This window comes from Sorangium sp. So ce448, from assembly GCF_051520915.1.
Taxonomy (GTDB): Bacteria; Myxococcota_A; Polyangia; order Polyangiales; family Polyangiaceae; genus Sorangium; species Sorangium cellulosum_B.
In genome coordinates this window covers 11354173-11374900 of the sequence record NZ_CP150343.1, presented here as the reverse complement: position 1 = coordinate 11374900, position 20728 = coordinate 11354173, and the positions used below count along the sequence as shown (strand labels likewise).

The following is a 20728-nucleotide window of genomic DNA, read 5'->3' as shown; positions in this document are numbered from 1 at the left end:
GGCGCCGTGCGCGCGTGCCGCACAGCGGCAGGATAGGGGGCGTGGCCGCCTGGCACAAGGAGGACGGCGCGGCGGAGCGCGGCGGCGCTGCCGCGCTCCGCCGGCGCGGCGGAGCTACGCCTTCGGAGCCCCGGCGGTGAACTCCCAGACGAACTTCCCCTTGCCTTGCTTCTCGTCGGGCGGGGTGAGGACGAGCCCGTCGATCGACTTCACGACGCAGCTCGCCACATCGTCCGACGCGGTGGTGCCGGCGGGGTCGACGGCGACGTTCGTGATGCGGCCGCTGTCCTCGAGCACCGTGAAAGCGACGGTGACCTTGCCCTTCGCGCCGGGGTTCCGCGCGAGCTCCGCGTCATAACAAGCGCTGATCTCCTCGCGCTTCGTCTCGAGCAGCGCGGCCGTATCGTCGCGGTACATCTCGGCGTTCCGCACGGCGAAGGAGCAGCCCGCGGACGCGCTCGCCAGAGCCATCATGGTGAGACCCGAAAACAATTGCTTCATGCTCGCCTCCTTGCGGGGAGCGCCGCTCACGGGCGGCTTCGGACCAGCGTTCATTTCGCGGCGTCCGCGGTCTTCTGCGCGGCGTCCTGCTCGACGATGTTGAACTCGACGCGACGGTTCTTCTCCCGCCCCTCGGGCGTGTCGTTGTCCGCGATGGGCTTCGATTTGCCGAGGCCCTTGGCGGTGAGCATGCCGGCGGCGATCCCGTGATCGACGAGGTACTTCATCACGGCCTTGGCGCGGCGATCCGAGAGCTTCAGGTTGTGGTCCTCCGACCCCTCGGCGCTCGCGTGACCCTCGATCGCGATCTTCTTGATGTGCGTGTGCTTCTTGATCGTGCTGACGACCTCGTCCAGCAAGCTGTGGGACTCCGTCCGGATCGTCGCCTGGTCGTATTCGAACTGGATCTTCTCGTTGATGATGATCTTGTCGTCCGTCACGACCACGCGCTCCGGCGGGGGCGGCGGAGGCGGCGGGGGCGGCGCGGGCGGCCGGCCCACGACGGCGAGCGCCTTCCCTCCTTCGAACGTGGTGACGCCGCCGCAGGCGATCGAGCCCAGGGCCATCGCCGTGAGCACGGCGCCGGCGACCCAGGGCCCGAGGCCCGTGGCTCGCCGCGCGGCGAGCCAGCGGCGGGGGCTCGGGCGGCTCGTCACATCTCGTTTATCGTCGAACTCGTTCATGATCGCGTCTCCATGGCCCGCTGTCACGGGCCCAGGCCACCGGGGCGCTCTGCGTCGCCCCTCGATGAAACCGCGGGAATTGGCACGCCGGAGCGCGTCGCGCGCAGGAGCTCCGCGAGCGACGTGAGCGCGTGGAGATCGCCCGGCGCGAGGGCGCTCGCCGCCGCGTGGAGCCGCTGGCGAGCCGAGTCGGCGGCGTGAGATCTCCTCGGCTCAGCGCTTTCGCTGGGCCACGCATGCTCGAACGAAGCCGGTATCAGACCGCGGGTGTGAAACCACGCGAGGATGGTGGCACGGATTTGCGCGAGCCGGAAGACGCGCCAGCGCCGGAGCTGCTCCGGCCTGCCAGAGAGCACGGCCTTGAACCGCCGAAACGATCCCCGCCCCTGGAGGCACTGCAGGAGCAGCAGCTGGAGCTCGAGGTCGTCGACCGTCGCGATGAACGCCTGCAGCCACCGGTACTGCTCCGGCGCGCCGATGGCCTCGACGCGCACGCAGCCCGGATCCGCCTCGACGCGCGCGCGCGTGTCCGGGTCGGCGAGCCCGTCGACAAGCCGGATCACCGCGCCTGTCTCGAGGTGAAGGAAATAGCGGATGTGCTGAGCGCTGTTGTCGAAGGCGTTCGCGAGAGCGTTCCAGTCGACAGGGATGCTCCGGTTCGCAGCGGCGGACTCCGGCGTGGTGGTGCTCATCTGCGCGACAGGCCCGCAGGCAGCTCGCATGCCAGTCACGCAGGAGGCGCGCGGCCGCGCGGCGCGCCTGGCAGCGTGTTTTCCGGCAGCAGCTGCGGGTGTCGCGTTGTGCAACAGGCCGGCGAGGAGCGGAGTCGCGCCCCCTGGGAGGCCGCGGGGCGCGGCCGGGCGCTGCCGCGGCGCCGCCGGGCGGATCACGGCTTCGGGTCGCCCGAGCGTCCTCCGCGCATGCCGTACCGCTCGAGCTTCCGGTAGAGGGTCGCCCTGTCGAAGCCCAGGATCTGCGCCGCCTGGCTCTTGTTCCCGCCGACCACCTCCAGGACGCGCAGGATGTAGCGCCGCTCGACCTCCTCCATGGGGACGAGCTCGGTCGGGTCGTCGCTCGAGACAAGGACGTGGGAGCGCCGGTACGTGCGGATCTTCTCGGGCAGGTCGTCGACGGTGATGTGATCGTACCGCGCGAGCGCGACCGCCCGCTCGATGCAGTTCTGGAGCTCGCGCACGTTGCCGGGCCACGCATAGGCCATGAGCTTCTCCGCCGCGGGCGCCGAGAGGCCCTGGATGGGCCTCGCCTTGACGGTCGCGAAGTGCTCGAGGAAATGCTGCGCGAGCAGCAGCACGTCGGCGCCGCGGGAGCGGAGCGGCGGCAGGTCGACGTGGACGACGTTGATCCGGTAGTAGAGATCCTCGCGGAAACGGCGCTCTTCGATCGCTGTCTCGAGGTCGCGGTTCGTCGCGGCGATGAGCCGGACGTCCACCGGGAGCTCCTCGTCGGCGCCGACGGGCCGGACGACGCGCTCCTGGAGGGCGCGAAGGAGCTTCGGCTGGAGCCCGATCGGCAGCTCGCCGATCTCGTCGAGGAACAGGGTTCCGCCGTGGGCCCGCGCGAACAGGCCGCTCCTGGCCCCTTTGGCGTCGGTGAACGCGCCCCGCGCGTGGCCGAAGAGCTCGCTCTCGAGGAGGGCGTCCGGGACCGCGGCGCAATTGACCGCCACGAACGCGCCCTCGCTCCGCCGGCTGCGCTGGTGCACGGCGCGGGCGACGAGCTCCTTGCCGGTCCCGCTCTCTCCCGTGATGAGGATCGACGTGTCCGAGTCGGCGACGCGATCGAGCAGGTCGAACACGCTCCTCATCACCGGGCTGCCGCTGAGGATCTGCTCGTACCCGTGGGCTTCGGCCACGGCGCGCCGCAGGCGGCGCACCTCCTCGCGGAGGGCGCGGTGGCGCAGGGCGCGCTCCACGGTGAGCCGGAGCGCCTCGAGCTCGAACGGCTTGGTCACGAAGTCGTACGCGCCGGCGCGGATGGCGGACGTGGCGGTGTCGAGGCTCCCGAACGCGGTGATGACGATGACCGGGAGATCGGGCCTGTTCTGGACGATCCGCTCGCAGAGATCGAGGCCGCTCATGCCGCGCATGGTCATGTCGGTGACCACGACGTCGAAATCCTCCACGCCGAGGAGCTCGAACGCCTCGGCGGCCGACGTCCGCCACGCCGTCCGGAACCCGCGCTTCCTGAGCCCGGCGTCGAGGAGCTCGCAGACGCCGCGCTCGTCATCGACGATCAGGACGCGCCCTGTCATGAGTTCCCCCGCGGCAGCATCATCGTGAAGCGACTCCCGGAGCCCGCCCGGCTGTCGACGTGGATCCAGCCGCCGTGCTCCTTGATGATGCCGTAGGCGACCGATAGACCGAGCCCGGTCCCTTCGCCCACGGGCTTGGTCGTGAAGAACGGCTCGAAGATGTGCTCCAGGACGTCGGCCGACATGCCCTGCCCCTCGTCACGAACGGACAGCGCGACATACTCCCCCTCGGCCCCTCCCTGGTCGGCCGGGGGACTGGCGCGCTCTGCCCGGAGGCCGACGGTCAGCGTGCCGCCGGCCGGCATGGCCTGGATCGCGTTGACCACCACGTTGGTGAGCGCCTGCTGGAGCTGGTCGGCGTCGGCGTGGACGACAAGCTCCGGCGTGTCTCCTTCCTGGACCATCGTGACGCCCTGCTTCTCGGCCAGCGGCCTCAGCATGACGAACGTGCTGTGAATGACGCTCCTCAGCGGGGTCTCCTGCTTCTCTGCGCTACGGCGCCGGGCGAAATCGAGCAGCTGGCGGATGATCTGCGTCATTCGCTGCGACTGTTCGAGGATGATCTGCCCGTTGGCCGGCACCTCATCTCCCGTGACGTCTCCGTCGACAAGCATGCGCGCGCGCCCCGCGATGACCTGGAGGGGCGCTCCCAGCTCGTGTGCGATCCCGGACGCGAGCTTGCCGACCGTGGCGAGCCGCTCGGCGTGGCGGAGCTGCTGGAGCGCGGCGAGGCGCGCGGCCGCCTCGGACTCGAGCTTCCGGTTCGCCGCGGCGAGGCGATCACACATCGCATCCATCTCCCGTCCGAGCTCGCCGATCTCGTCCTCCTGGCGCAGCGACAGGCGCCGGGAGAGATCGCCCGCGCCGATCCGCCGCGCCTGATCGATCAGCGTGCGCATGGGGCGTCCCACCAGGCCGACGCCGAGGGACGTCGCGAGCAACCCGCATACCAGCGTCAGAGCGGCCGTCGTGACCGCCGTGTTCAGGATCATGCCGTGGATGGTGCGGCGGGCTCCCGCCAGCGACTCGGAGAGCTCCAGCGCGCCGACGCGGTCGCCGGTCACCGGCACTGGCACGCACGTGACGAGCACGTCCGCGTCTTCGCGAGGGAGCCTGTGCACGACCGCCTGCCCTCGCGAGACGGGGACGAGCAGCTCCGGCGCGAGGCGGGGCCGATGGGCGTCATCCGCCTGCTCGTCGAGCCAGACCCACCGGAGGTCCACCTGTCTCTCGCGCTCGTTGGCGTCCTCGACGAGGCGCAGCGCCCGCGCGGGCCCTTCCGTGCGCCACACCCCCGTGATGGCGGCGGCCAGCGCGCGGCCCATCGCGTGATGGTCCCGCTGGACGTCGTTCTCGAAGGTCTTGGACTCTCTGCGGATCTGCACGTAGGCGCTCAGCGCGAGCACAAGGAAGACCCCGAACACCAGGGCGAGCGTCAGCTTGCGCGCCAGCTTCATGCCCGACGTCGTAGCGCAGGTGGCGCGCGGCGAGCCAACGCCGCTCGACGCCGCCGCAAAGTACGACATGCCGCATTTTGCGGCACCGGCGATGGCCCCCGCGCGGGCCGCGCGGGCCGTCGGAGCGCGCTCCCCTGCGGAGCCTGGTGGGCCGCTCCGTTGGGACCCGTTACCGCGGCTCGGCGGGCGCCTTCTCCGGGCAGCAGAACAGGTGATCTGGCACCAGCATGGCGCAGCCGTCCTTCCAGGGGTCGTCAGGCGCGTAGTCCGTCCGGTTCTCCGCTGGATAGAAGTACGCTTTGGGCTTCGCGGGATCCGCGCAGGCGCTGTCGCGCTCCGGCGCTGCCTCGCGGCCCTTCGGCGCGCTGGTGACCCTGGAGCAGGCCGTGAGCGAGGCGCCCGCCACGAGGAGCGCGAGGAGCGCCGAGACGGGCTTGTACACCCACGGCGACGAGCGACCGGGCCGTCGCCGCGGACATGGCTGTTGTCGAGAGCTGCCCATCGCCGCGCCCTCCGGAGGCATGGACATCAGCGGGTGCATCGGGCCTGAGCGGGGGCCGATTTCAAGAGCTCGCAGGCCCTCAGAGAGCAGCCGAGGCCCGCACAGGCTGCTTCGAAGCTGGGGTAGCAGCAGCCGGCGGCGAAGACCTCGCGGGCGACGCAGTCGACGAAGTGCTGAGCAGGTCGGGCCGGAGCAGCGCATCGCGCCGGCTTGGTGGGCGGCGGGAGATCCGCTCTGGGCGCGTGATCGGAGGCAGGGCTCTGGTCGGGATCGGACGTCGGCGCGCTGCCGGTATCGGGCTCGGGCCCTCGGGCCGACCCCTGCTCGGGGGCCGGCTCGGGGCCGGGCCCCTGCTCCGCGAGCGAGCCAGGCCCTCGGCCAGGCGGAGCGTCCGGAATCGTGGCCGAGGTCGCCGGGCTCGGCGTGCTCGTGCAGTGAACGAGGAGCAGAAGAAGCGAGAGCGACCGTCCGAGAGCGAGCGCCTGGAACGATGCGATCTTCCGCGTCATCGAGGGAGCATCGCACGATGGCCTGCGCGAAACCAGGGGAGCCCGCGTCGTACGCGCGCTCGTTCAGCCGCCAGGGTGGCTCCCCGCGCCGGCGACGTCGGTCAAGGCATAGTGCCTCATCTCCTGGATGCACCCGTAGAAGGGCTTCACCTTGGCGAAGAATGACGGGAACGACGCCTCCTTGCGAAACCCCTGGAGGTGGCCTTCCAGCGAGTCCCAGCGGATGCGGACGACGAAGCTCGCCGGCTCCTCGGTGCATCGGGAGATCTCATAGTCGAGGCAATGCACGGAGCCGCGCAGCTCCGTGGCCGCAGCGCGGTAAGCGGACAGGAACGCCTGCTCTTGCTCTGCGGGGATCGTGTAGCGAATGTATTCGATGATCATGGCAGCTTCCTGGGTTGGGGGCGCCCTGGGGGCTCCGGCTCCGTGCGGCGGCACGAGCCCTCCGGAGACCAGAGATACGCGCCGGCGGATCGAACGTCGAATCGATAGCAGGCGCGCCAGCACATAGGTGATGTCTATGGGTCGGCGTGGTATCCATCGACCATGCGCCTGCAGTCGGTGGACACCCACCTTGTCGTGGCCTTGCACGCTCTGCTCCAGGAGAGGAGCGTCACGCGCGCCGCGCGCCGGGTGGGCGTGACGCAGCCCTCGATGAGCCACGCGCTTTCACGGCTGCGCGCCCATTTCGGGGATCCGTTGCTCGTCCAGGTGGGCAGGCAGATGACCTTGAGCGAACGAGCGCGGGACCTTTTGCCGAGAGCAGCCGAGGCCGTCGAGCGGCTGGAGCAGGTCTTCGGCCAGGCCGAGCGGTTCGACCCGGGGCGCTCGACCCGCACGTTCCGGCTCGTCGCGACCGACAACCTGGAGCTGCTCGTGCTCCCGCCGTTGACCAGGATCCTCGCCGCCGAGGCGCCGCACGTCAACCTGCGCTGCCGCAACATCCCGCCGGATTTCGCCGAGCTCCTGCGCCGCGGCGAGCTCGACGCCAAGCTGGGGCGCGGCGGGCCGGTGCCCGACGGATGCCGGTCCACGCAGCTCGCGGCCGAGCAGCTCGTCTGTCTGATGCGGCGGGGCCACCCGGCCTCCCGGAAGGCGCTCACGGCGGCGCGCTACGCCGCCTGCGAGCACCTGATGATCTCGCCGCACGGAGAGGACCACAACGTCATCGATCAGGAGCTGGCGGCGCGGGGGCTGCGCCGTCGGGTGACCCTGACCGTGTCGCATTTCCTCGTCGCTCCGTTCATCCTCTCCGGCTCTGACCTGCTGCTCACCGTGTCCGCGCGGGTCGCCGTGGCGCTGGCCCGGAAGCTCGATCTCGTGGTGCGTCCGTGTCCGCTCGAGGCGAGGGGCTACACGTTGACGCTCGTCTGGCCCGAACGCTGCGAGGGCGACGAGGGCCACAGCTGGCTTCGCGCCGCCATCGAGCGCGCCGTCGCGTGTGAGCCGGTCGCGGGGCTGGGCGAAGGCGGCTGAGGATCAGCTCCTGACGCGGAGCGGGAGCTCCTCCGCGAGGCGTAGGTCGAGACCGGATCGCGATGGGGCTGGTCTGCCACGCGGCGTGGGCCCGCGGCGACACCGGTACTCGGCGCGGTGTGGGTTTTCCGGGCGGCGCTTTGCGGCATGTGCCGTGCTCCTCCGGCCGGCATGCCGCGCCCCCGACTCGCCACGTCGATCGCTTTGCTTGCGCTGATCTCCGGCTGCGCCGCCCGCCCGCAGTCGGCTCTTCCCGTTGCCCTCGACGTCCCGCACCCGCCTGCCCCGCGTTCGTCCGAGTCCAAGGGCGCCGAGGGCGCCGCGCTCGGCGGGGAGCTCCTCGTCTGGGGCCGCACGGGCGATGGGCCGCCTCGGACATGGCACCTCACCGAGGAAGGCGCGGTGATCCGCGAGGAGCCCGGGATCGTCGTGGCGACCGGTCGAGGGGAGTGGCGCTGGGAGGTGCGCGAGGTGAAGGTGGAGACCTCGCCCTGCGACTTCGGGCCCGAGGAGACGCACGAGCCGGGTGAGGGCACCGCGAACCGCGCGGAGCTCGTGCTGCGCGGGACGGGCGCGCGCCAGCAGGTGATCGCGCCGTCGGACGCGGACGGGAGCAACGTGATCCAGCACGAGGCGGAGGCGATCGGGAGCGTCGGGCCGTACCTGTTCATCGAGGAGCGGACGTACACCTACGCGTGCGGCGCGCACGGCTTCGTGGGCGTGGGCTTCACGGTGTGGGACGCCGACAAGGGGGCGATCGTCAACCTGCTCGCCGAGGTGTCCGGCGTGCCGGCGCTGCAGGGCGAGGCCGAGGCGCTCCTCGACGAGGACGAGGACGATCCGGAGGCCGCCCGGCAAGAGGAGAATGCGCCGGAGCTCGTGCAGATCGCGCCGGCCTACGACGCGCGGGGAGCGCTCCGGGTGACCGCGAAGCTCGCGCGCGCTGCGTGTTATGCCTGCGGCGACGGCGCGTGGAGCTCTTACTCGCGCTCGGCGGTGGTGCCCGCCAAGAAGGCGCCGGAGCGCCTCGCGGCGTGGGCGTCCCCGCCGCCCGGCCTGCAGAGCTTCCTGGCGGAGCACCCGGACCTCAACGTCGGCGGCTGGTCGCGGGCCGGCCGGGAGGAGTGAGGCGAGCGAGCCCCGCTGGCCCCGCCGGCCGCGTGAGGGCGGCCGGCGGCGCGGCGCCGTCACGGCCCCGCGTCAGAGCAGGTCGTCGAGGTCGTCCATGGCCTGCGACAGGTCCTCGCTCATCTCCTTCAGCTTCTCACGGTCCTTCTCCAGGAGCACCGCCTGCGCCGCGCGCGCCTTGTCCCCGAGCTTCCGCGAGGCGAGCACGTTCTCGAGCAGGTACCGCCGCTCGGTCGCGCCGAGCGCCCCGAACGCGCGCCGCAGGACGGGGAGCGTGTCCTTGAAGCGCTCGGGAAGGATGCCCCCGAGGAACGCGTCGAGCGCCTCGACCACGGGGCGGCTCTTCACGAGAACGAGCGCGTTCACCTCGAGGAAGCCGGCCAGGAACGACGCCGCCGCCTCGGGCGGGGCCGCGCTCCCGAGCCGCAGGCCGACGATCCGCGCCACCTCGGCGTCGTCGATGACCTGCGCCAGGTAGAGCAGCCCGCACGCGAGGCCCGACGCCGTGGGGTTCACCGCGTCGCTGTCCACGAGCGCCCGCGCCGCCTCGAACCACGCGGCGCGGTCGACGATCGGCTGCGACAGGGCCACGTCGTGCAGCGTGCGCAGCGCCTCCTTGGCCGGGGCGACCGCCTCGTCGCTGCCCGTGCAGCCGCCGTGGACGCGCAGGACCGCGCGCGCGTACGTCTTCTCCAGCATCGTCGCGATCACCCCGTCGCCGAGCGACGACAGCGACCGCGACGACCCGAACGACGCGAGCCCCGCGAAGGCGCGGCACGCCCGGGCGAGCGACGGCAGATCGCTGTCGCCCGCGGCGAACCGGTCACATGCGTCGAGCGCCGAGGCCGCCGCGCGGGCGCTCGACGCGAGCACGGCGTTCAGCAGCACGTCGGCGGCCTCGCCGGTCGTGTGGCACGCCGCGAGGTCCTCCTCGAGCAGCCGCGTCGCGACCTGCTCCAGCGTGTCGCCGAGGACGATCTTCTCGACGAGCGCCACGTCGGTCGCCGGCGTCCACTGCGCCTCCCACGTCTCGCTCAGCTGCCGGAGCAGCTCGTCCGGCGGCACCTCGCTCGCCGCCTGGCCGCGCCGCTGCCCGCGAGCGCCCGCGCCGCCCCGCCCGGCCGCCCGGGTGCCGGCGTACGCCGCGTAGGGGATCTTCGCGATGCGGAGTCGGTGGAGGAACACGCTCGTCCCGACCTCGACCTCGTTCGTGAGCGACAGCCGGAACGACTCGGGCGCGTCGGTGGCGGGGAGCCTGCGCTCGCGCACCTCGCGCCAGAACTCCTCCTGGAGCGAGTTCTTCCCGATGCCGCCCCCGACGCGGCCCACGTTGCGCCCGATGACGGCCGGCCAGAGGAAGCCGTCGACGTGCGTGGCGTCGCCGCGGCACATCGTGGCGATCGTCGCCTCGCGCACCTCGTCGAGGCCGGGCTCGGCCTTGCCGCGGAGCTCGGCGAGCGAGACCGCGAGGCGGAAGGCCTCGATGGTGTCGGCGAGCGAGGCCATGAAGCCGCGGAGGCGGAGGTGCTCGGTGAAGTCGATCAGCACCTCGAGGGTGGCGCGCCGGAAGTCGCCGCCCGCGTCGTGCGCGCGCTGGTAGTACTGCGGCGCCCGGTTGCCCGCGCCGTAGCCGAGCTGCTCGGAGAGCCGCGGAAAGCTGAACGGGATGAGCGTCACGGCGCACGGGATCGGCGCCGGCAGCCGCGCCTCCAGCGCCGGATCGACGTCGCGCGCCGCGAACGCCGCCGCGTGCGCCGCGCCGAGCACGGCCGCGACCTCGTTCGGGGCGAGGTCCGGCCCCATGCGCTCGAGGATGCTCCGCGCCATGTAGGCGTCGCGCGCCCGGTGGATCAGCCGGTCGCCGTCGCTGCGCACGAGGTCCGCGTACGCGAGCAGGGCCTCGCGGAACGGCCCGGGTTCGTAGCGGGGCGCCTCGAACGAGGCCTCCCAGAACTCCTCGAACGAGCGGAAGCCCCGGGCGCGCGCGCACGCCGCATAGATGCTCTCCTGCTCCCCCTCCGCGCTGGCCGGCCCGCCGTCGCCGCCGTCCCCGTCGCCGCCGTCGTCCGTGTGACCGCCGTGCTCGCCGTGTCCGCCGTGTTCCCCTTGTTGCTCGCCGCGGTCCTCGTCGATCTCGCGCTCGTGGCCGCCCGGATCGTCGGCGTCGTCGTGGCCGACCAGGGCGCCGTCGAACGGCGCGAGCGTCGTGCCGACGGGGATGTCGATGAGCTCGACGCGCACGCCGTGCTCGAAGGCCCATTTCACCGCCACGTACTCGGGCGAGTAGGCGGCGAACGGCCACAGCGACGACGCGGGCTCCCCGTCGGTGCGGTAGCCGAGGATCGCCACGGGCGGGACGGTCTTCGGGTCGACGAGCGCCTCGAGGAGCGGGGTGGCGTCGCTCGGGCCCTCGACGAAGATCGCCTTCGGGCGCACCTCGTCGAGGTAGGCGCGCAGCGTCGCGCTGGAGCGCGGCGAGTGGTGGCGCACCGGGAAGAGGTGCACGGCGGCGAGCCGGTCGAGGTCCATCGGGTCCCTTCAGATCGCGAGGCGCTTCTTGGCGGAGGCGTAGAACTCCTTCCAGAGCCCTGCGCGGCCCTTGGCCACGGTCTCGCAGTACTCGCGGACGGCCTTGAGGTCGTCGCCGCCCTCCTTGCTCACGGCGCCGAGCAGCGAGCGGGAGAGGTCGTCGGCGGTCACCTTCCCGGTGCCGAAGTGCTGCGCGAGGATGCCGCTGTTGAAGAGCACGCTGATGGCCTCCGCGGTCGACAGGACGGAGCCCGGGGTCTTCACCTTGGTCTTGCCGTCCTTGGTGACGCCGGCGCGGAGCTCCTGGAAGAGCGTGACGAGCAGCTTGGCGAGCTCGGCGGGCGGCTCGACGCCGACCTGGTAGTCGCCGCGGAGCTCGGCCTCGCGCTTCTGCACGATGCTGATCTCCTGCTCGAGGTCGTCGACGACGGGGACGGTGATGAAGTTGAAGCGGCGCTTGAGCGCGGCGCTCATCTCGTTGACGCCGCGGTCGCGGGTGTTGGCGGTGGCGATGAGGTTGAAGCCGCGCTGCGCGGGGACGACCTGGTCGAGCTCGGGGACGGCGACCTGCTTCTCGGACAGGATGGAGATGAGCGCGTCCTGGATCTCCGACGAGGTGCGGGTGATCTCCTCGAAGCGCGCGAAGCGCCCGTCGCGCATGGCGCGGAGGATGGGCGAGGGCACGAGCGCCTTCTGCGAGGGCCCTTCGGCGAGGAGCAGCGCGTAGTTCCAGCCGTATTTGACGTGCTCCTCGCTGGTGCCCGCGGTGCCCTGGACGACGAGGGCGCTCGTGCCGCTGATGGCGGCGGAGAGGTGCTCGGAGAGCCAGCTCTTGGCGGTGCCCGGCTCGCCGACGAGCATGAGGGCGCGGTCGGAGGCGAGGGTCGCGAGGGCGACCTGCACGAGGGCGCGATCGCCGATGTACTTGGGGGTGATCGCGACGCCGCCGACAGGCTTGTCGCTGCCGAGGATGTAGGTCTCGACGGCCCTCGGCGAGAGGCGCCACCCGGGCGGCCTCGGCGCCGTGTCGTTGGCGGCGAGGGCCGCGAGCTCGTGTTCGTACTTGGTCTCGGCGGGCTGGCGGAGGTCGCTCATGGGTGGCGCAGGAGGTTACCGCAGAACGTGGCGGAGAGAGGGGGGGAGAACGGCGCGAGCGGAGGCGATCTCCTGGAGTACGGGTGGATCCTGCCGGGAGACGAGAAGCTGCTTGTTCCTGAGCGTGGCTTGACCCTGTGTCTGCTCGCGCCCGATCCTGCTCTCGAAGCGGCGCCGCTTGCACGGAAGACGCAACCGAGGCGCATGGGCAGGGGATCGGCACGAGAGGAGAGGCGGCGAATGATGAGGAGCAAGAGCCGTGGGCGAGGCGCGTGGTTCGGGGTCATCGCAGCGGCTGTCGTCGCCGGTGGTTGCGTGGCTGCCTGTGATGCGGAACCGAACCAGGACGCTCCCGGCAACGGGGGAGGCGGCGGGGCGGGCGGCGGTGGGCCTGGCGGGGACGAACCGGGCGGCGGCGGTGCGACCGGTGGCCATGGCGTGGTGGGCGGCGGCGGCGCGGCCGGCGGCGATGGCGTGGGGGGCGGCGGTGGTGCTGGTGGGGACGAACCGGGCGACACCGCGGTGGGCGGCGGTGATGCTGGCGGCGGCGGGAGCGGAGCGGGCGCCGGGGCGCCGGCTGGGCCGCGGAGCTGCGGATCGGGGGGGCCGGCGAAGGAGCCGCTGTGCGGACCCGAGGGCATCAGCTGTTGTGACAGCAGGCTCGTTCCGGGTGGCACGTTCAATCGGCACTTCGATGGTGTGAACTCTACCGACGACTCCTATCCGGCGACGGTGAGCAGCTTTCTCCTGGACACGTATGAGGTGACGGTGGGGCGGTTTCGTGCGTTCGTCGAGGCCGGCCAGGGGACGCGGGCGAGCGCGCCCGAGGAAGGCGCGGGGCAGCACCCGCAGGTCCCGGGGAGCGGCTGGTCTGCCGACTGGAACCACTGGTTCGAGGAGGACACCGCGGCGCTCAAGGAGGCCGTGCTGCGCTGCTACGCGGAGCCGGAGGTGTCGACGTGGACCGATGAGGTCGGGCCGAACGAGGACCTGCCGATGAACTGCATCACGTGGGCAGAAGCCTTCGCGTTCTGCGTGTGGGATGGAGGGCGCCTCCCGACGAGCACGGAGATGAACTATGCGGCATCCGGCGGCGACGAGCATCGGGTATACCCGTGGGGCCAGGAGATCGACCCGAGCCGTGCGAACTATGGTTGCATCGCGGACGGGAGTCCCGCGCAGGAGTGCGCGCTGAGCGACATCCTCCCTGTCGGATCGCGGCCGGCGGGAGCAGGGCGATGGGGACAGCAGGACCTGAGCGGAGGCATGGAGGAGTTTACTCGGGACTGGTCGGTCACGGGCACGCCCCCGGTACCCTGCGTCGACTGCATCGTCCTGGAGCGGTCCTCGGGGGGCTTTTATTTGGAGACCCACGGCGGGAACTATCGGGATGGCGAGCCTGGTCTGTATGCGACCAGCGGAGGTGTCTACCGGAGCCCGGGTCGCTATTCCGGGAACGGGGTCCGCTGCGCGAGAACACCGCCACCTGCCGAGTGAGATCCGCCCTCACGCCATCACAGCACGTCCTCGACAAGGTGATCGAGCTCCTCCTGTGAAAGGCCGGGATCAGGCACCCGCCGCCCGAGCTGCTCGAGCTGCTCGACGGTCGGAACCCCGAGGTTCCTCAGGTCGGTCGCGTTCACCTGCGTGTGGCCGTTGAACTGCCGAACGTGCGTATCCACGAGGGTCGAGTTCAAGAAGGCAGTTAGGCCCCGCCCTATCAGGATCGGCAGCCCCTTGCCGCTCCGGTGGAGCACGTTGAGGTGGTTCTCGAACCCGATCCTGGCTCCAGGTGCGCTCTCGGGCGTGAAGAGGGCGGCGACGACCCGCCGCCGCTCCTCCTTCGACGAAAAGCGCTTGACGAGCACGTAGTTCCCCGCGGGCATCCAGAGATTGGCCGTCTCCGGCGCGTCCACGAGGGCGTTCGGCTTCTTGCCGCGTTTGGGCCAGCGAACGGCGCCCGACGCGAGGTGCGTCGGGTAGATCAGCGGACCGGTGCCCCTGTCGGGCTCCCGCCGCAAGAACTCGCGCGCTCGGAAGTCGACGACCTTGCCCGTCGAAACGCTGATGTTCAAGTCCTTCAAGCGGGACGGCATGCGGGCGAACGTGGCCGCGACCCTCTCCCCGGCGTCGTCCGGCACCACATGGACAAACAGCTCGGGATCTCCAGGCCGGACGACGTCTTCAAACGGCACGGAACGGACTGACAGCAGCCCGTCTGCGGGCCCACGCGACGACGAGATGGTGACGGACTCGCACCGACCGCCCCTGACAGCGTGAATGATGACGTTCTCTTGAAGGACGTCGTCCTCCGCGAACGCCGCTTTGCGCGATTCGAAGACGTGCACCCTTCGCAGCGACATCTCTCGGAAGAACAGCTCCCGGAATGGCCGAAAGTAAGGACCATTGCAGAAGCTCCGGGGGGTGATCGCGACGAGCTCCCCGCCCGGCTCCAGGAGGAGGATCGCGAGCCCAAGAAAGGCCGTGTACAGGTTGCTGGTCTCGATGCCCACGCGCCGCAGCGCCGCCCTGGCCTCGGTGCCCGAGTTGAGCTTCTTGTACGGCGGATTCAGTATCGCGTGCGTGAACGAGCGCGGCAGGCTCGGGCGAAGCCGTCCGCCGTCGAGCTGCTCGACGGCCGACCGGATGAAGTCGGCCTCGATGATGTGGGCAGTGAACTTGATCCTGGCACCGGTGCACTCGTCGCGACACGCGCGCGCAGTCCGACGCAGGCGCGCTGCAAGTCGCGGGTCGATCTCGAAGCCCGTCGCGCGGATCGCGCTCGGGCGTACCTCGCGGGCACATGCCTTGGCCGTGAACGCCGCAAGGAGGCTGCCCACGCCGGCGCCGGCGTCCAGCACGCGGATCTCCTCGCAGGAACGCTCGAACAGCGACGCCATGAACGACGCCACCGGCGGTGGCGTGAGGAACTGGCCCAGCTCGGACCGCGTGCGGGGATCCAGCGCCCACGCGGCTTCGATGCGGTGGAGGTCAACGCGGTCGAGGAGCGGCGGCGGGAGGACTGCTTCGGATCTCGCGGCCCGGCTCATCGGCGACGTGGCTACCCCAGGTGGGGCGTTGAGCCAACCGTGCCCGGACGGCAAGTGTCCCTGGTCGCCTCGCCAAGAAGGCGATGTTCACGGCGGTCGAGCTCGACGCGCACCGGGAGGCCCCCTTCTGTCGCCCGGAGGCCTCATGGACGCCGCGCAGGCGCGCCCTTCAGGCTGCCTGTTGTCGCGGCTCCCTCGCGGCGAGCGGCGGGATCCCGAAGCGCTCGCGCACCTCGCCGAGCGGCAGGTGAACGACGCCCCAGAAGTCCCAGCGATCGCTCAGATCGACCTTGCAGGCCGCGCCGCGCGCCACCGCGCGCAGCACCTTGCGCGCCTCGAAGAGCCCGACCTGCGGCGCGGCGACGGGCGTGATCTGGATCCCGAGGTGGAACTGCAGCATCACGAAGAGCAGGAAGGCGAACCCGTCGCGCCGGATGAACCCCGCCTGGAAGGAGCCGGCCTGGATCTCGCCCGCAGGATCGGTGTCGTACTCCGCGAGCACATGGCCGAGATCGTGGAACACCATGCGCTCCGGGATGGCGTCCCGGCTCTCGCCGGGAAACAGGAAGCCGCGCTCGGTGCAGTGCTCCCAGAACACCCGGCCGAACGTGCCCTCGGGCAGGAGCCCGAGCTGCTTGTAGCGGAAGGCCCGCGAGCGATCCTCGGCGCCCGCGCGGAAGAAGGGCCCGAGGAGCCTGCGCACGCCGGCCAGGCCCTCTTTCCTCAGGACCTCGCCGGCGAACGCGCCGACGAGCCGGCGCCGCACGGCGGCCTTGGCGAGCCCCCTGTGGCCGCGCGCCACGAGGCGGAGCACGCCCACGCCCTGCTCGCGCACGCCGAGCGCCCGGGCGAGCGCCTCGATCGCGTCCACCTCGGCCGCCGTCACCTCGCCGTCCGCCATCGCGGTCACGAGCGCGAGCTGCACGAGCCGCTTGCGCCGGTGCGGATCCGGGATCGCGCTGGCCACCGCCTCGGGCGCGACGCGCGGCAGCCCGTCGACGTCGGCGCGGGCGCCGTGCAGGGCCGCGAGCTCCTCCAGGACGGCGCGCTGCTTCGGGTCGAAGCGCGCGAGCGGGCCGCCGGCCAGGGCCACCTCCCGGAGCGCGCCGAGCGCGGCCGGGAGCTCATGAGACAGAAACACGACGATATCCATGCTGACCTCCTCTTCGGACAAGGGGTTTCACGCACCACGTTCCGTGAACGTGGCTCACTCTCGCTGAAACGCGCTGATCGCTGACAGGATCGCCGCCGAGATCTCCGGCGGCAGCGACCTGGCCGTCTCCAGGATCACCCGGACCCGCTCCGCGCTCGCCTGGTCGACGAAGCGGCGGCCGAGCGGCGTGAGCGCGAGCGTCTTCGCGCGGCGGTCCTCGGGATCCTCCTGCCGCGCCAGGAGCCCCCGCTGCACCAGGCCATCGACGAGCCGGCTCCCGGCCGAGGCCGAGAGCCCGAGCGACGTGGCGAGCGCGGTGACGCGCACCGGGCCGTCCTGATCGATGAGGTGCAGCGCGGCCACCTGCGCCACGCTGAAGTCCTCCTCGTGCAGCGCGCGCGCGAGCCCCGCGATGATGCGCGAGAACATCATCCGCGTGAACCGCTCGAGCGGCGAGCCCAGGACCTTTTGCTTACTCACAATATTGTCTATTACGCATTAGTTGCTAACGCGCAAGTAGTTGCCGGCGCGTTTGCGCGATGGCCTGCGCGGGTCCGTCCGCCGCGGAGGGCGGGCAGGCGCGCCGCGCGGCCGGCCACCGATCGGCGCGGGCGGCCAGCCTCACAGGCCCAGCCTCGCAGGCCGGCCGCTTCACGCAGCGGTCGCGTCCGGGTGGCGGTTACCTGCGGGCGCCGGTCACTTGCGGGCGCCGGTCACGTGGACCTCGCGGAGGCGCGCCCGCGCCGCCGCGTAGTACGGCTCGATCTCCTTCGCCGCCGTCGTGCCCCAGAGGTTCTTCCGCTCCTCCGGGTCGCTCGCCAGGTCGTAGAGCTCGAACCGGGCGCCGCCCGAGATCGTCAGCTTCATGTCGCCGCGGAGGAACGACCGCCGCGCGTCGTTGTACGGCCCCGCCGGCATGTCGATCAGCACGTCGCGCGCCTGGGCCTGCTCGCCCGGGGCGAGGAACACGTCGGGCAAGAGCGACGCGCCCGACAGGAAGTCGCTCGCGGCCGCGCCCTCGGCAGGCCCGGGCACCCGCATCAGATCGAGCAGCGTCGGCGCGAGATCGATCAGGCTGCGCCGCGCCGAGACCCGGGACGGCGCCGCGCCGGGCACGTGGACGACCAGCGGCACCCGCACGAGCTCCTCCCAGAGCTCGAAGCCGTGGCGGAACATCTTGTGCTCGCCGAACGCCTCGCCGTGATCGCTCGTCACGACGATCGCCGTGCGCCCGCCGAAGGGCGCCGCCGCGATCGCGTCGAGCAGCCGGCCGATGTGCCGGTCCGTGAAGGCCACCTCGCCGTCGTAGAGATCCCGCTGCGAGGCCGCGCCGAAGCCCGCCGCGTCGTCGTGCCGGAGGTAGTCGGCGTGCGGGTCGAGGTAGTGGACCCACAGGAAGAAGCGCCCGCCCGTGTTGTCGGCCGACCCGATCAGCCGCAGCGCGGCGTCGGTCAGCGCGGCGCTCGTCGCCTTGTTGTCGACGTCCCAGGGCGCGCCCTCCGGCGGCGCCGCGGACATGTCCACCACGTCGAAGCCGCGATCGAGCCCGCCGAAGGTGCCGAAGTAGCGGTGCCCGTGCACGCTCATCGTGCGCACCCCGGCGCGCTTCAGGCGCTCGGCGACGAACGTGTCCTCCTCGCTGAACTTGTTGAAATGCCCCCAGTTCCTGTGGGTCTCGCTCCCGTACTTGCCGATGAGCATCGGGCCGACGCTCTTGCCCGTGTAGGAGGCGAGCGAGTACGCGCGCTCGAACACCGTGGAGCGGGCCGCGAGGCCGTCGAGGTTCGGCGACACGGGCCGCGGGTTGCCCGCGTAGCCGAGGTCCCAGCGGAGCGTGTCGACGGTGACGAGGACGACGTTCAGGTCCGCCGGCAGGCGCGCGGCTGACGACCCGCGAGCGTCGGCGCGCGGGGCCGCCTTGGGGGCGGGGGCGAGCGCGGCGAGCGCGGCGGCCGTCAGATCGCCGCCGGAGCAGTCGTCGTCGACGCCGTTGTCGAGGATCTCCTCGGCCAGCGGGTGGACGCGCGCGTCGCGGTCGTCGCAGTCCCCGCCGCCGAAGAGGGCGGCCGCGCGGTCACCGTCGCGATCGGCGAGGCGGCGCAGGACCGCGAGGCTCTTGCCCCCGACGGGCGCGCCGCGCTCGATCGCCTGCGCCACCGCGGGCTCCGCGTTGAGCGCCGAGGCGGCGCGCGCGGTGAGCGCGAGCGGCAGGAGCGCGGCGAGGAGCGCGACCGGCGCGCGCGCCGTCCGGACCGCGACCGGCGCGAGGAAGGCGGCGAGCGCGACGACCAGGAGGAGCGCCGGGGCGCGCAGGTCGAGCTCGGGGCGCTTGAAGATGCCGTAGACGCCGAGGAAGCCGCCCTCGCCCGAGACGCCGCCCGTGGCGACCCCGAGCGCGAACAGGGCCGCGGCGATCGCGAGCGCGACGCCGCCCGTCACCGCCGGATCGACCCAGGCGGGGCGGCCGTCGCTGGCGGTGGCGAGCGCGCGCCGGAGCGGCGGCGTGAGGGCGAGGACGGCGAGGCCCGCGATGAGGCCGAGGCCGAGCGCGCCCGCGGCGACGGCGGTGCCGACCAGGAGGGGCGCGGCCTCGAGGCCGAGCAGGGCGCGGGCGAGGTGGGCGCACAGGGTCATCCAGAGGAAGGCCGCGAGCACCGCGAGCGGCACGAACGCCGCGACGTCGGCGGGCCGGCCGATCGCCCGCACCCGGAGCGCGCCCACGAGCGTGGCCGGCGACGGCGGGTTCGACGGGTCGACAACGATCGCGGCGGCGCCCGCGAGCACGCCGACGACGAGCGCGACGGGCGCGAACACCCCCATGTCGGCGAGGTAGGTGGCCAGCTGGAAGGTGGCGTCGTCGCCGGCGCCGGCCGTGGCCCACCCGGCGTCGAGCGACGCGGCCACGACGCCGAAGACGCTGGCGCCGAGCGCGCTCCTGGCGAGGCGCCCCGCCCACGCGCGGGCCAGCGTCGGGACCGCGGGGCCCGGCGAGCTCGAGGCTCGCTTCACGCCGGGCTCCGCTTCCGCGCCATGGGGTGAGCGGCGTCGTAGACCTTGAGCAGGTGGTCGATCGAGACGTGCGTGTACCGCTGCGTCGTGGCGAGCGAGGCGTGCCCGAGCAGCTTCTGGATGGCGCGGAGGTCGGCGCCGCCGTCGAGCAGGTGGGTCGCGCAGGTGTGCCGGAGCGCGTGGGGGTGCAGGTCGGCCCGGCCGGCGCCGAGCGCGCCGTAGCGCTGCACCAGCGCCTGGACGCGGCGCACGCCGATGCGCGCGCCGCGGCGGGACAGGAAGAGGGCGCGGGGGTCGCGGGCGCCGGTCGTCGGATCGGCGAGCTCGTCGCGCCGCTCGAGGTAGCGCTCGATGGCGGCGAGGGCGTGGGAGCCGAGCGGGACGATCCGCTCCTTGTCGCCCTTGCCGACGACGCGCACCGCGGCCCTGTCGGCCGGGCGCCGGTCGACGTGGGTGAGGTCGAGCCCGCAGAGCTCGGAGACGCGCAGGCCCGCGCCGTAGAGGGTCTCCAGCATGGCGCGGTCGCGGAGCCCCTCGGCCGTCTCGGCGCCCGGGATCTCCATGACCTCGGCGGCGGCGTCGACGTCCAGGAAGGTCGGCAGCGGGCGCCGGACCTTGGGCAGGGCGAGCTGGGCCGCCGCGTTCTTGTCGACCTCGCCGCGCCGCTCCAGGTAGCGGAGCAGGGCGCGGGCGGCGCCCACCTTGCGCGCGATCGAGGCGGGCGCGTGGGTGCGCGCGAGCGAGCCCAGCCAGCTGCGCAGGAGGAGCACGTCGAGGCCATCCACGGCCGTGGCCTCGTCCGGAGAGGGGGCCTCGCCGGGGGCCGGGGCCTCGCCGGGGGCCGGGGCCTTGCCGGGGGCCAGGGCCTTGCCGGGGGCCGGGGCCTTGCCGGGGGCCAGGGCCTTGCCGCGCGCTCGCGCAGGGCGGTGATCGGCGTTCGCGGCCGCCTTCTCGCGGGCGAAGCGCGCAAGCTGCTCGAGGTCGCGCCGGTACGCCGCCACGGTGTGGCGCGAGGCCCGCCGCTCGGCCGTAAGGTAGGTCAGGAAACGCGCGATCGCCTGCTCCAGCGTGGTCCCGCCGGATCGATCGCCGCTCCGCCGCGCGTGCATCACGGGTTTGCCCTACCATCAGGACGCCGCCGCAGGCAAAGACTCGCCGGCGGCCGAGGTGGAGCGCCGCTCGGCCGGCGCCGCTTCGCGGCGCGGCAGGGGAGGCGGGCGCTGGCCGGACGGGACCGCGGTCGCCACGTCCCGCGGCAGGCAGGTGGAGGTCGCAGGGGGCATCTCGCCATGGCCTGACAAGAGACGCCCCTCACGGATCACGAGGGAACCCCCCACCCGGTGGGCGACATGGCGCGAGCGCCG

Annotated in this window: 18 protein-coding genes; 3 read left to right on the top strand and 15 right to left on the bottom strand. The window is 72.5% G+C overall.

Annotated features, from left to right (window positions below; all coding sequences use genetic code 11):
• Positions 1-114 precede the first annotated feature (114 nt).
• The 8 genes from WMF45_RS42990 to WMF45_RS42955 form a co-directional block, all read right to left on the bottom strand.
• Complete coding sequence (locus WMF45_RS42990) at positions 115-501, bottom strand: AgmX/PglI C-terminal domain-containing protein (RefSeq protein ID WP_437712311.1); 387 nt, start codon at positions 499-501, stop codon at positions 115-117.
• Positions 502-551: 50 nt separating this feature from the next.
• A complete protein-coding gene (locus tag WMF45_RS42985; protein WP_437712309.1) occupies positions 552-1184 on the bottom strand; it encodes an OmpA family protein in 633 nt (210 codons plus the stop codon).
• A gap of 23 nt (positions 1185-1207) precedes the next feature.
• A complete protein-coding gene (locus tag WMF45_RS42980; RefSeq protein ID WP_437712307.1) occupies positions 1208-1876 on the bottom strand; it encodes a UPF0158 family protein in 669 nt (222 codons plus the stop codon).
• A gap of 194 nt (positions 1877-2070) precedes the next feature.
• On the bottom strand, positions 2071-3456 hold the full coding sequence (locus WMF45_RS42975; protein WP_437712305.1) for a sigma-54-dependent transcriptional regulator: 1386 nt from the start codon (positions 3454-3456) through the stop codon (positions 2071-2073).
• Positions 3453-4913: a sensor histidine kinase gene (locus WMF45_RS42970; protein ID WP_437712303.1), complete on the bottom strand. Its 1461-nt coding sequence runs from the start codon at positions 4911-4913 to the stop codon at positions 3453-3455. The genes WMF45_RS42975 and WMF45_RS42970 overlap by 4 nt, the downstream gene beginning before the upstream one ends.
• A 169-nt stretch (positions 4914-5082) precedes the next feature.
• A complete protein-coding gene (locus tag WMF45_RS42965; RefSeq protein WP_437712301.1) occupies positions 5083-5355 on the bottom strand; it encodes a hypothetical protein in 273 nt (90 codons plus the stop codon).
• Between the two features lie 86 nt (positions 5356-5441).
• Positions 5442-5924, bottom strand: a complete 483-nt coding sequence (locus WMF45_RS42960; protein WP_437712300.1) for a hypothetical protein — start codon at positions 5922-5924, stop codon at positions 5442-5444.
• Between the two features lie 63 nt (positions 5925-5987).
• A complete protein-coding gene (locus WMF45_RS42955) occupies positions 5988-6308 on the bottom strand; it encodes a putative quinol monooxygenase (RefSeq protein WP_437712298.1) in 321 nt (106 codons plus the stop codon).
• 162 nt (positions 6309-6470) lie between these two features.
• On the opposite strand from WMF45_RS42955, the gene WMF45_RS42950 reads away from it, so the two are divergent.
• Both WMF45_RS42950 and WMF45_RS42945 read left to right on the top strand, forming a co-directional pair.
• A complete protein-coding gene (locus tag WMF45_RS42950; protein ID WP_437712296.1) occupies positions 6471-7400 on the top strand; it encodes a LysR family transcriptional regulator in 930 nt (309 codons plus the stop codon).
• Between the two features lie 171 nt (positions 7401-7571).
• The gene (locus WMF45_RS42945; RefSeq protein ID WP_437712294.1) at positions 7572-8528 is read left to right on the top strand and encodes a hypothetical protein; all 957 of its coding nucleotides are present in this window, start codon (positions 7572-7574) and stop codon (positions 8526-8528) included.
• A 72-nt stretch (positions 8529-8600) separates the two neighbouring features.
• Here WMF45_RS42945 and WMF45_RS42940 read toward each other — a convergent pair whose 3' ends face one another.
• Both WMF45_RS42940 and WMF45_RS42935 read right to left on the bottom strand, forming a co-directional pair.
• On the bottom strand, positions 8601-11057 hold the full coding sequence (locus WMF45_RS42940) for a DUF5682 family protein (RefSeq protein WP_437712292.1): 2457 nt from the start codon (positions 11055-11057) through the stop codon (positions 8601-8603).
• Between the two features lie 9 nt (positions 11058-11066).
• Entirely contained in the window at positions 11067-12152 is a 1086-nt protein-coding gene (locus tag WMF45_RS42935) for an ATP-binding protein (RefSeq protein WP_437712291.1), read from the bottom strand.
• A gap of 240 nt (positions 12153-12392) precedes the next feature.
• Here WMF45_RS42935 and WMF45_RS42930 point away from each other — a divergent pair, with 240 nt between their 5' ends.
• Positions 12393-13649 carry a formylglycine-generating enzyme family protein gene (locus WMF45_RS42930; RefSeq protein WP_437712289.1) on the top strand — a complete coding sequence of 419 codons (1257 nt, stop codon included), beginning with the start codon at positions 12393-12395 and terminating at the stop codon, positions 13647-13649.
• A 17-nt stretch (positions 13650-13666) separates the two neighbouring features.
• Here WMF45_RS42930 and WMF45_RS42925 read toward each other — a convergent pair whose 3' ends face one another.
• The 5 genes from WMF45_RS42925 to WMF45_RS42905 form a co-directional block, all read right to left on the bottom strand.
• The gene (locus tag WMF45_RS42925) at positions 13667-15202 is read right to left on the bottom strand and encodes an Eco57I restriction-modification methylase domain-containing protein (protein ID WP_437712287.1); all 1536 of its coding nucleotides are present in this window, start codon (positions 15200-15202) and stop codon (positions 13667-13669) included.
• Between the two features lie 169 nt (positions 15203-15371).
• On the bottom strand, positions 15372-16355 hold the full coding sequence (locus WMF45_RS42920; protein WP_437712285.1) for a TerB family tellurite resistance protein: 984 nt from the start codon (positions 16353-16355) through the stop codon (positions 15372-15374).
• A gap of 54 nt (positions 16356-16409) precedes the next feature.
• Positions 16410-16835, bottom strand: coding sequence for a MarR family winged helix-turn-helix transcriptional regulator (locus tag WMF45_RS42915; RefSeq protein WP_437712284.1), 426 nt, complete (start codon positions 16833-16835; stop codon positions 16410-16412).
• 216 nt (positions 16836-17051) lie between these two features.
• Complete coding sequence (locus WMF45_RS42910) at positions 17052-19364, bottom strand: sulfatase-like hydrolase/transferase (RefSeq protein ID WP_437712282.1); 2313 nt, start codon at positions 19362-19364, stop codon at positions 17052-17054.
• On the bottom strand, positions 19361-20473 hold the full coding sequence (locus WMF45_RS42905; protein WP_437719636.1) for a tyrosine recombinase XerC: 1113 nt from the start codon (positions 20471-20473) through the stop codon (positions 19361-19363). The genes WMF45_RS42910 and WMF45_RS42905 overlap by 4 nt, the downstream gene beginning before the upstream one ends.
• Positions 20474-20728: the final 255 nt, after the last annotated feature.

Coding starts and splice junctions, on each gene's coding strand:
- WMF45_RS42955 (WP_437712298.1), bottom strand. CDS start 6,308: ATGATCATCGAATACATTCGCTACACGATCCCCGCAGAGCAAGAGCAG.
- WMF45_RS42960 (WP_437712300.1), bottom strand. CDS start 5,924: ATGACGCGGAAGATCGCATCGTTCCAGGCGCTCGCTCTCGGACGGTCG.
- WMF45_RS42980 (WP_437712307.1), bottom strand. CDS start 1,876: ATGAGCACCACCACGCCGGAGTCCGCCGCTGCGAACCGGAGCATCCCT.
- WMF45_RS42905 (WP_437719636.1), bottom strand. CDS start 20,473: ATGCACGCGCGGCGGAGCGGCGATCGATCCGGCGGGACCACGCTGGAG.
- WMF45_RS42940 (WP_437712292.1), bottom strand. CDS start 11,057: ATGGACCTCGACCGGCTCGCCGCCGTGCACCTCTTCCCGGTGCGCCAC.
- WMF45_RS42935 (WP_437712291.1), bottom strand. CDS start 12,152: ATGAGCGACCTCCGCCAGCCCGCCGAGACCAAGTACGAACACGAGCTC.
- WMF45_RS42945 (WP_437712294.1), top strand. CDS start 7,572: ATGCCGCGCCCCCGACTCGCCACGTCGATCGCTTTGCTTGCGCTGATC.
- WMF45_RS42985 (WP_437712309.1), bottom strand. CDS start 1,184: ATGAACGAGTTCGACGATAAACGAGATGTGACGAGCCGCCCGAGCCCC.
- WMF45_RS42970 (WP_437712303.1), bottom strand. CDS start 4,913: ATGAAGCTGGCGCGCAAGCTGACGCTCGCCCTGGTGTTCGGGGTCTTC.
- WMF45_RS42990 (WP_437712311.1), bottom strand. CDS start 501: ATGAAGCAATTGTTTTCGGGTCTCACCATGATGGCTCTGGCGAGCGCG.
- WMF45_RS42930 (WP_437712289.1), top strand. CDS start 12,393: ATGATGAGGAGCAAGAGCCGTGGGCGAGGCGCGTGGTTCGGGGTCATC.
- WMF45_RS42925 (WP_437712287.1), bottom strand. CDS start 15,202: ATGAGCCGGGCCGCGAGATCCGAAGCAGTCCTCCCGCCGCCGCTCCTC.
- WMF45_RS42975 (WP_437712305.1), bottom strand. CDS start 3,456: ATGACAGGGCGCGTCCTGATCGTCGATGACGAGCGCGGCGTCTGCGAG.
- WMF45_RS42950 (WP_437712296.1), top strand. CDS start 6,471: ATGCGCCTGCAGTCGGTGGACACCCACCTTGTCGTGGCCTTGCACGCT.
- WMF45_RS42920 (WP_437712285.1), bottom strand. CDS start 16,355: ATGGATATCGTCGTGTTTCTGTCTCATGAGCTCCCGGCCGCGCTCGGC.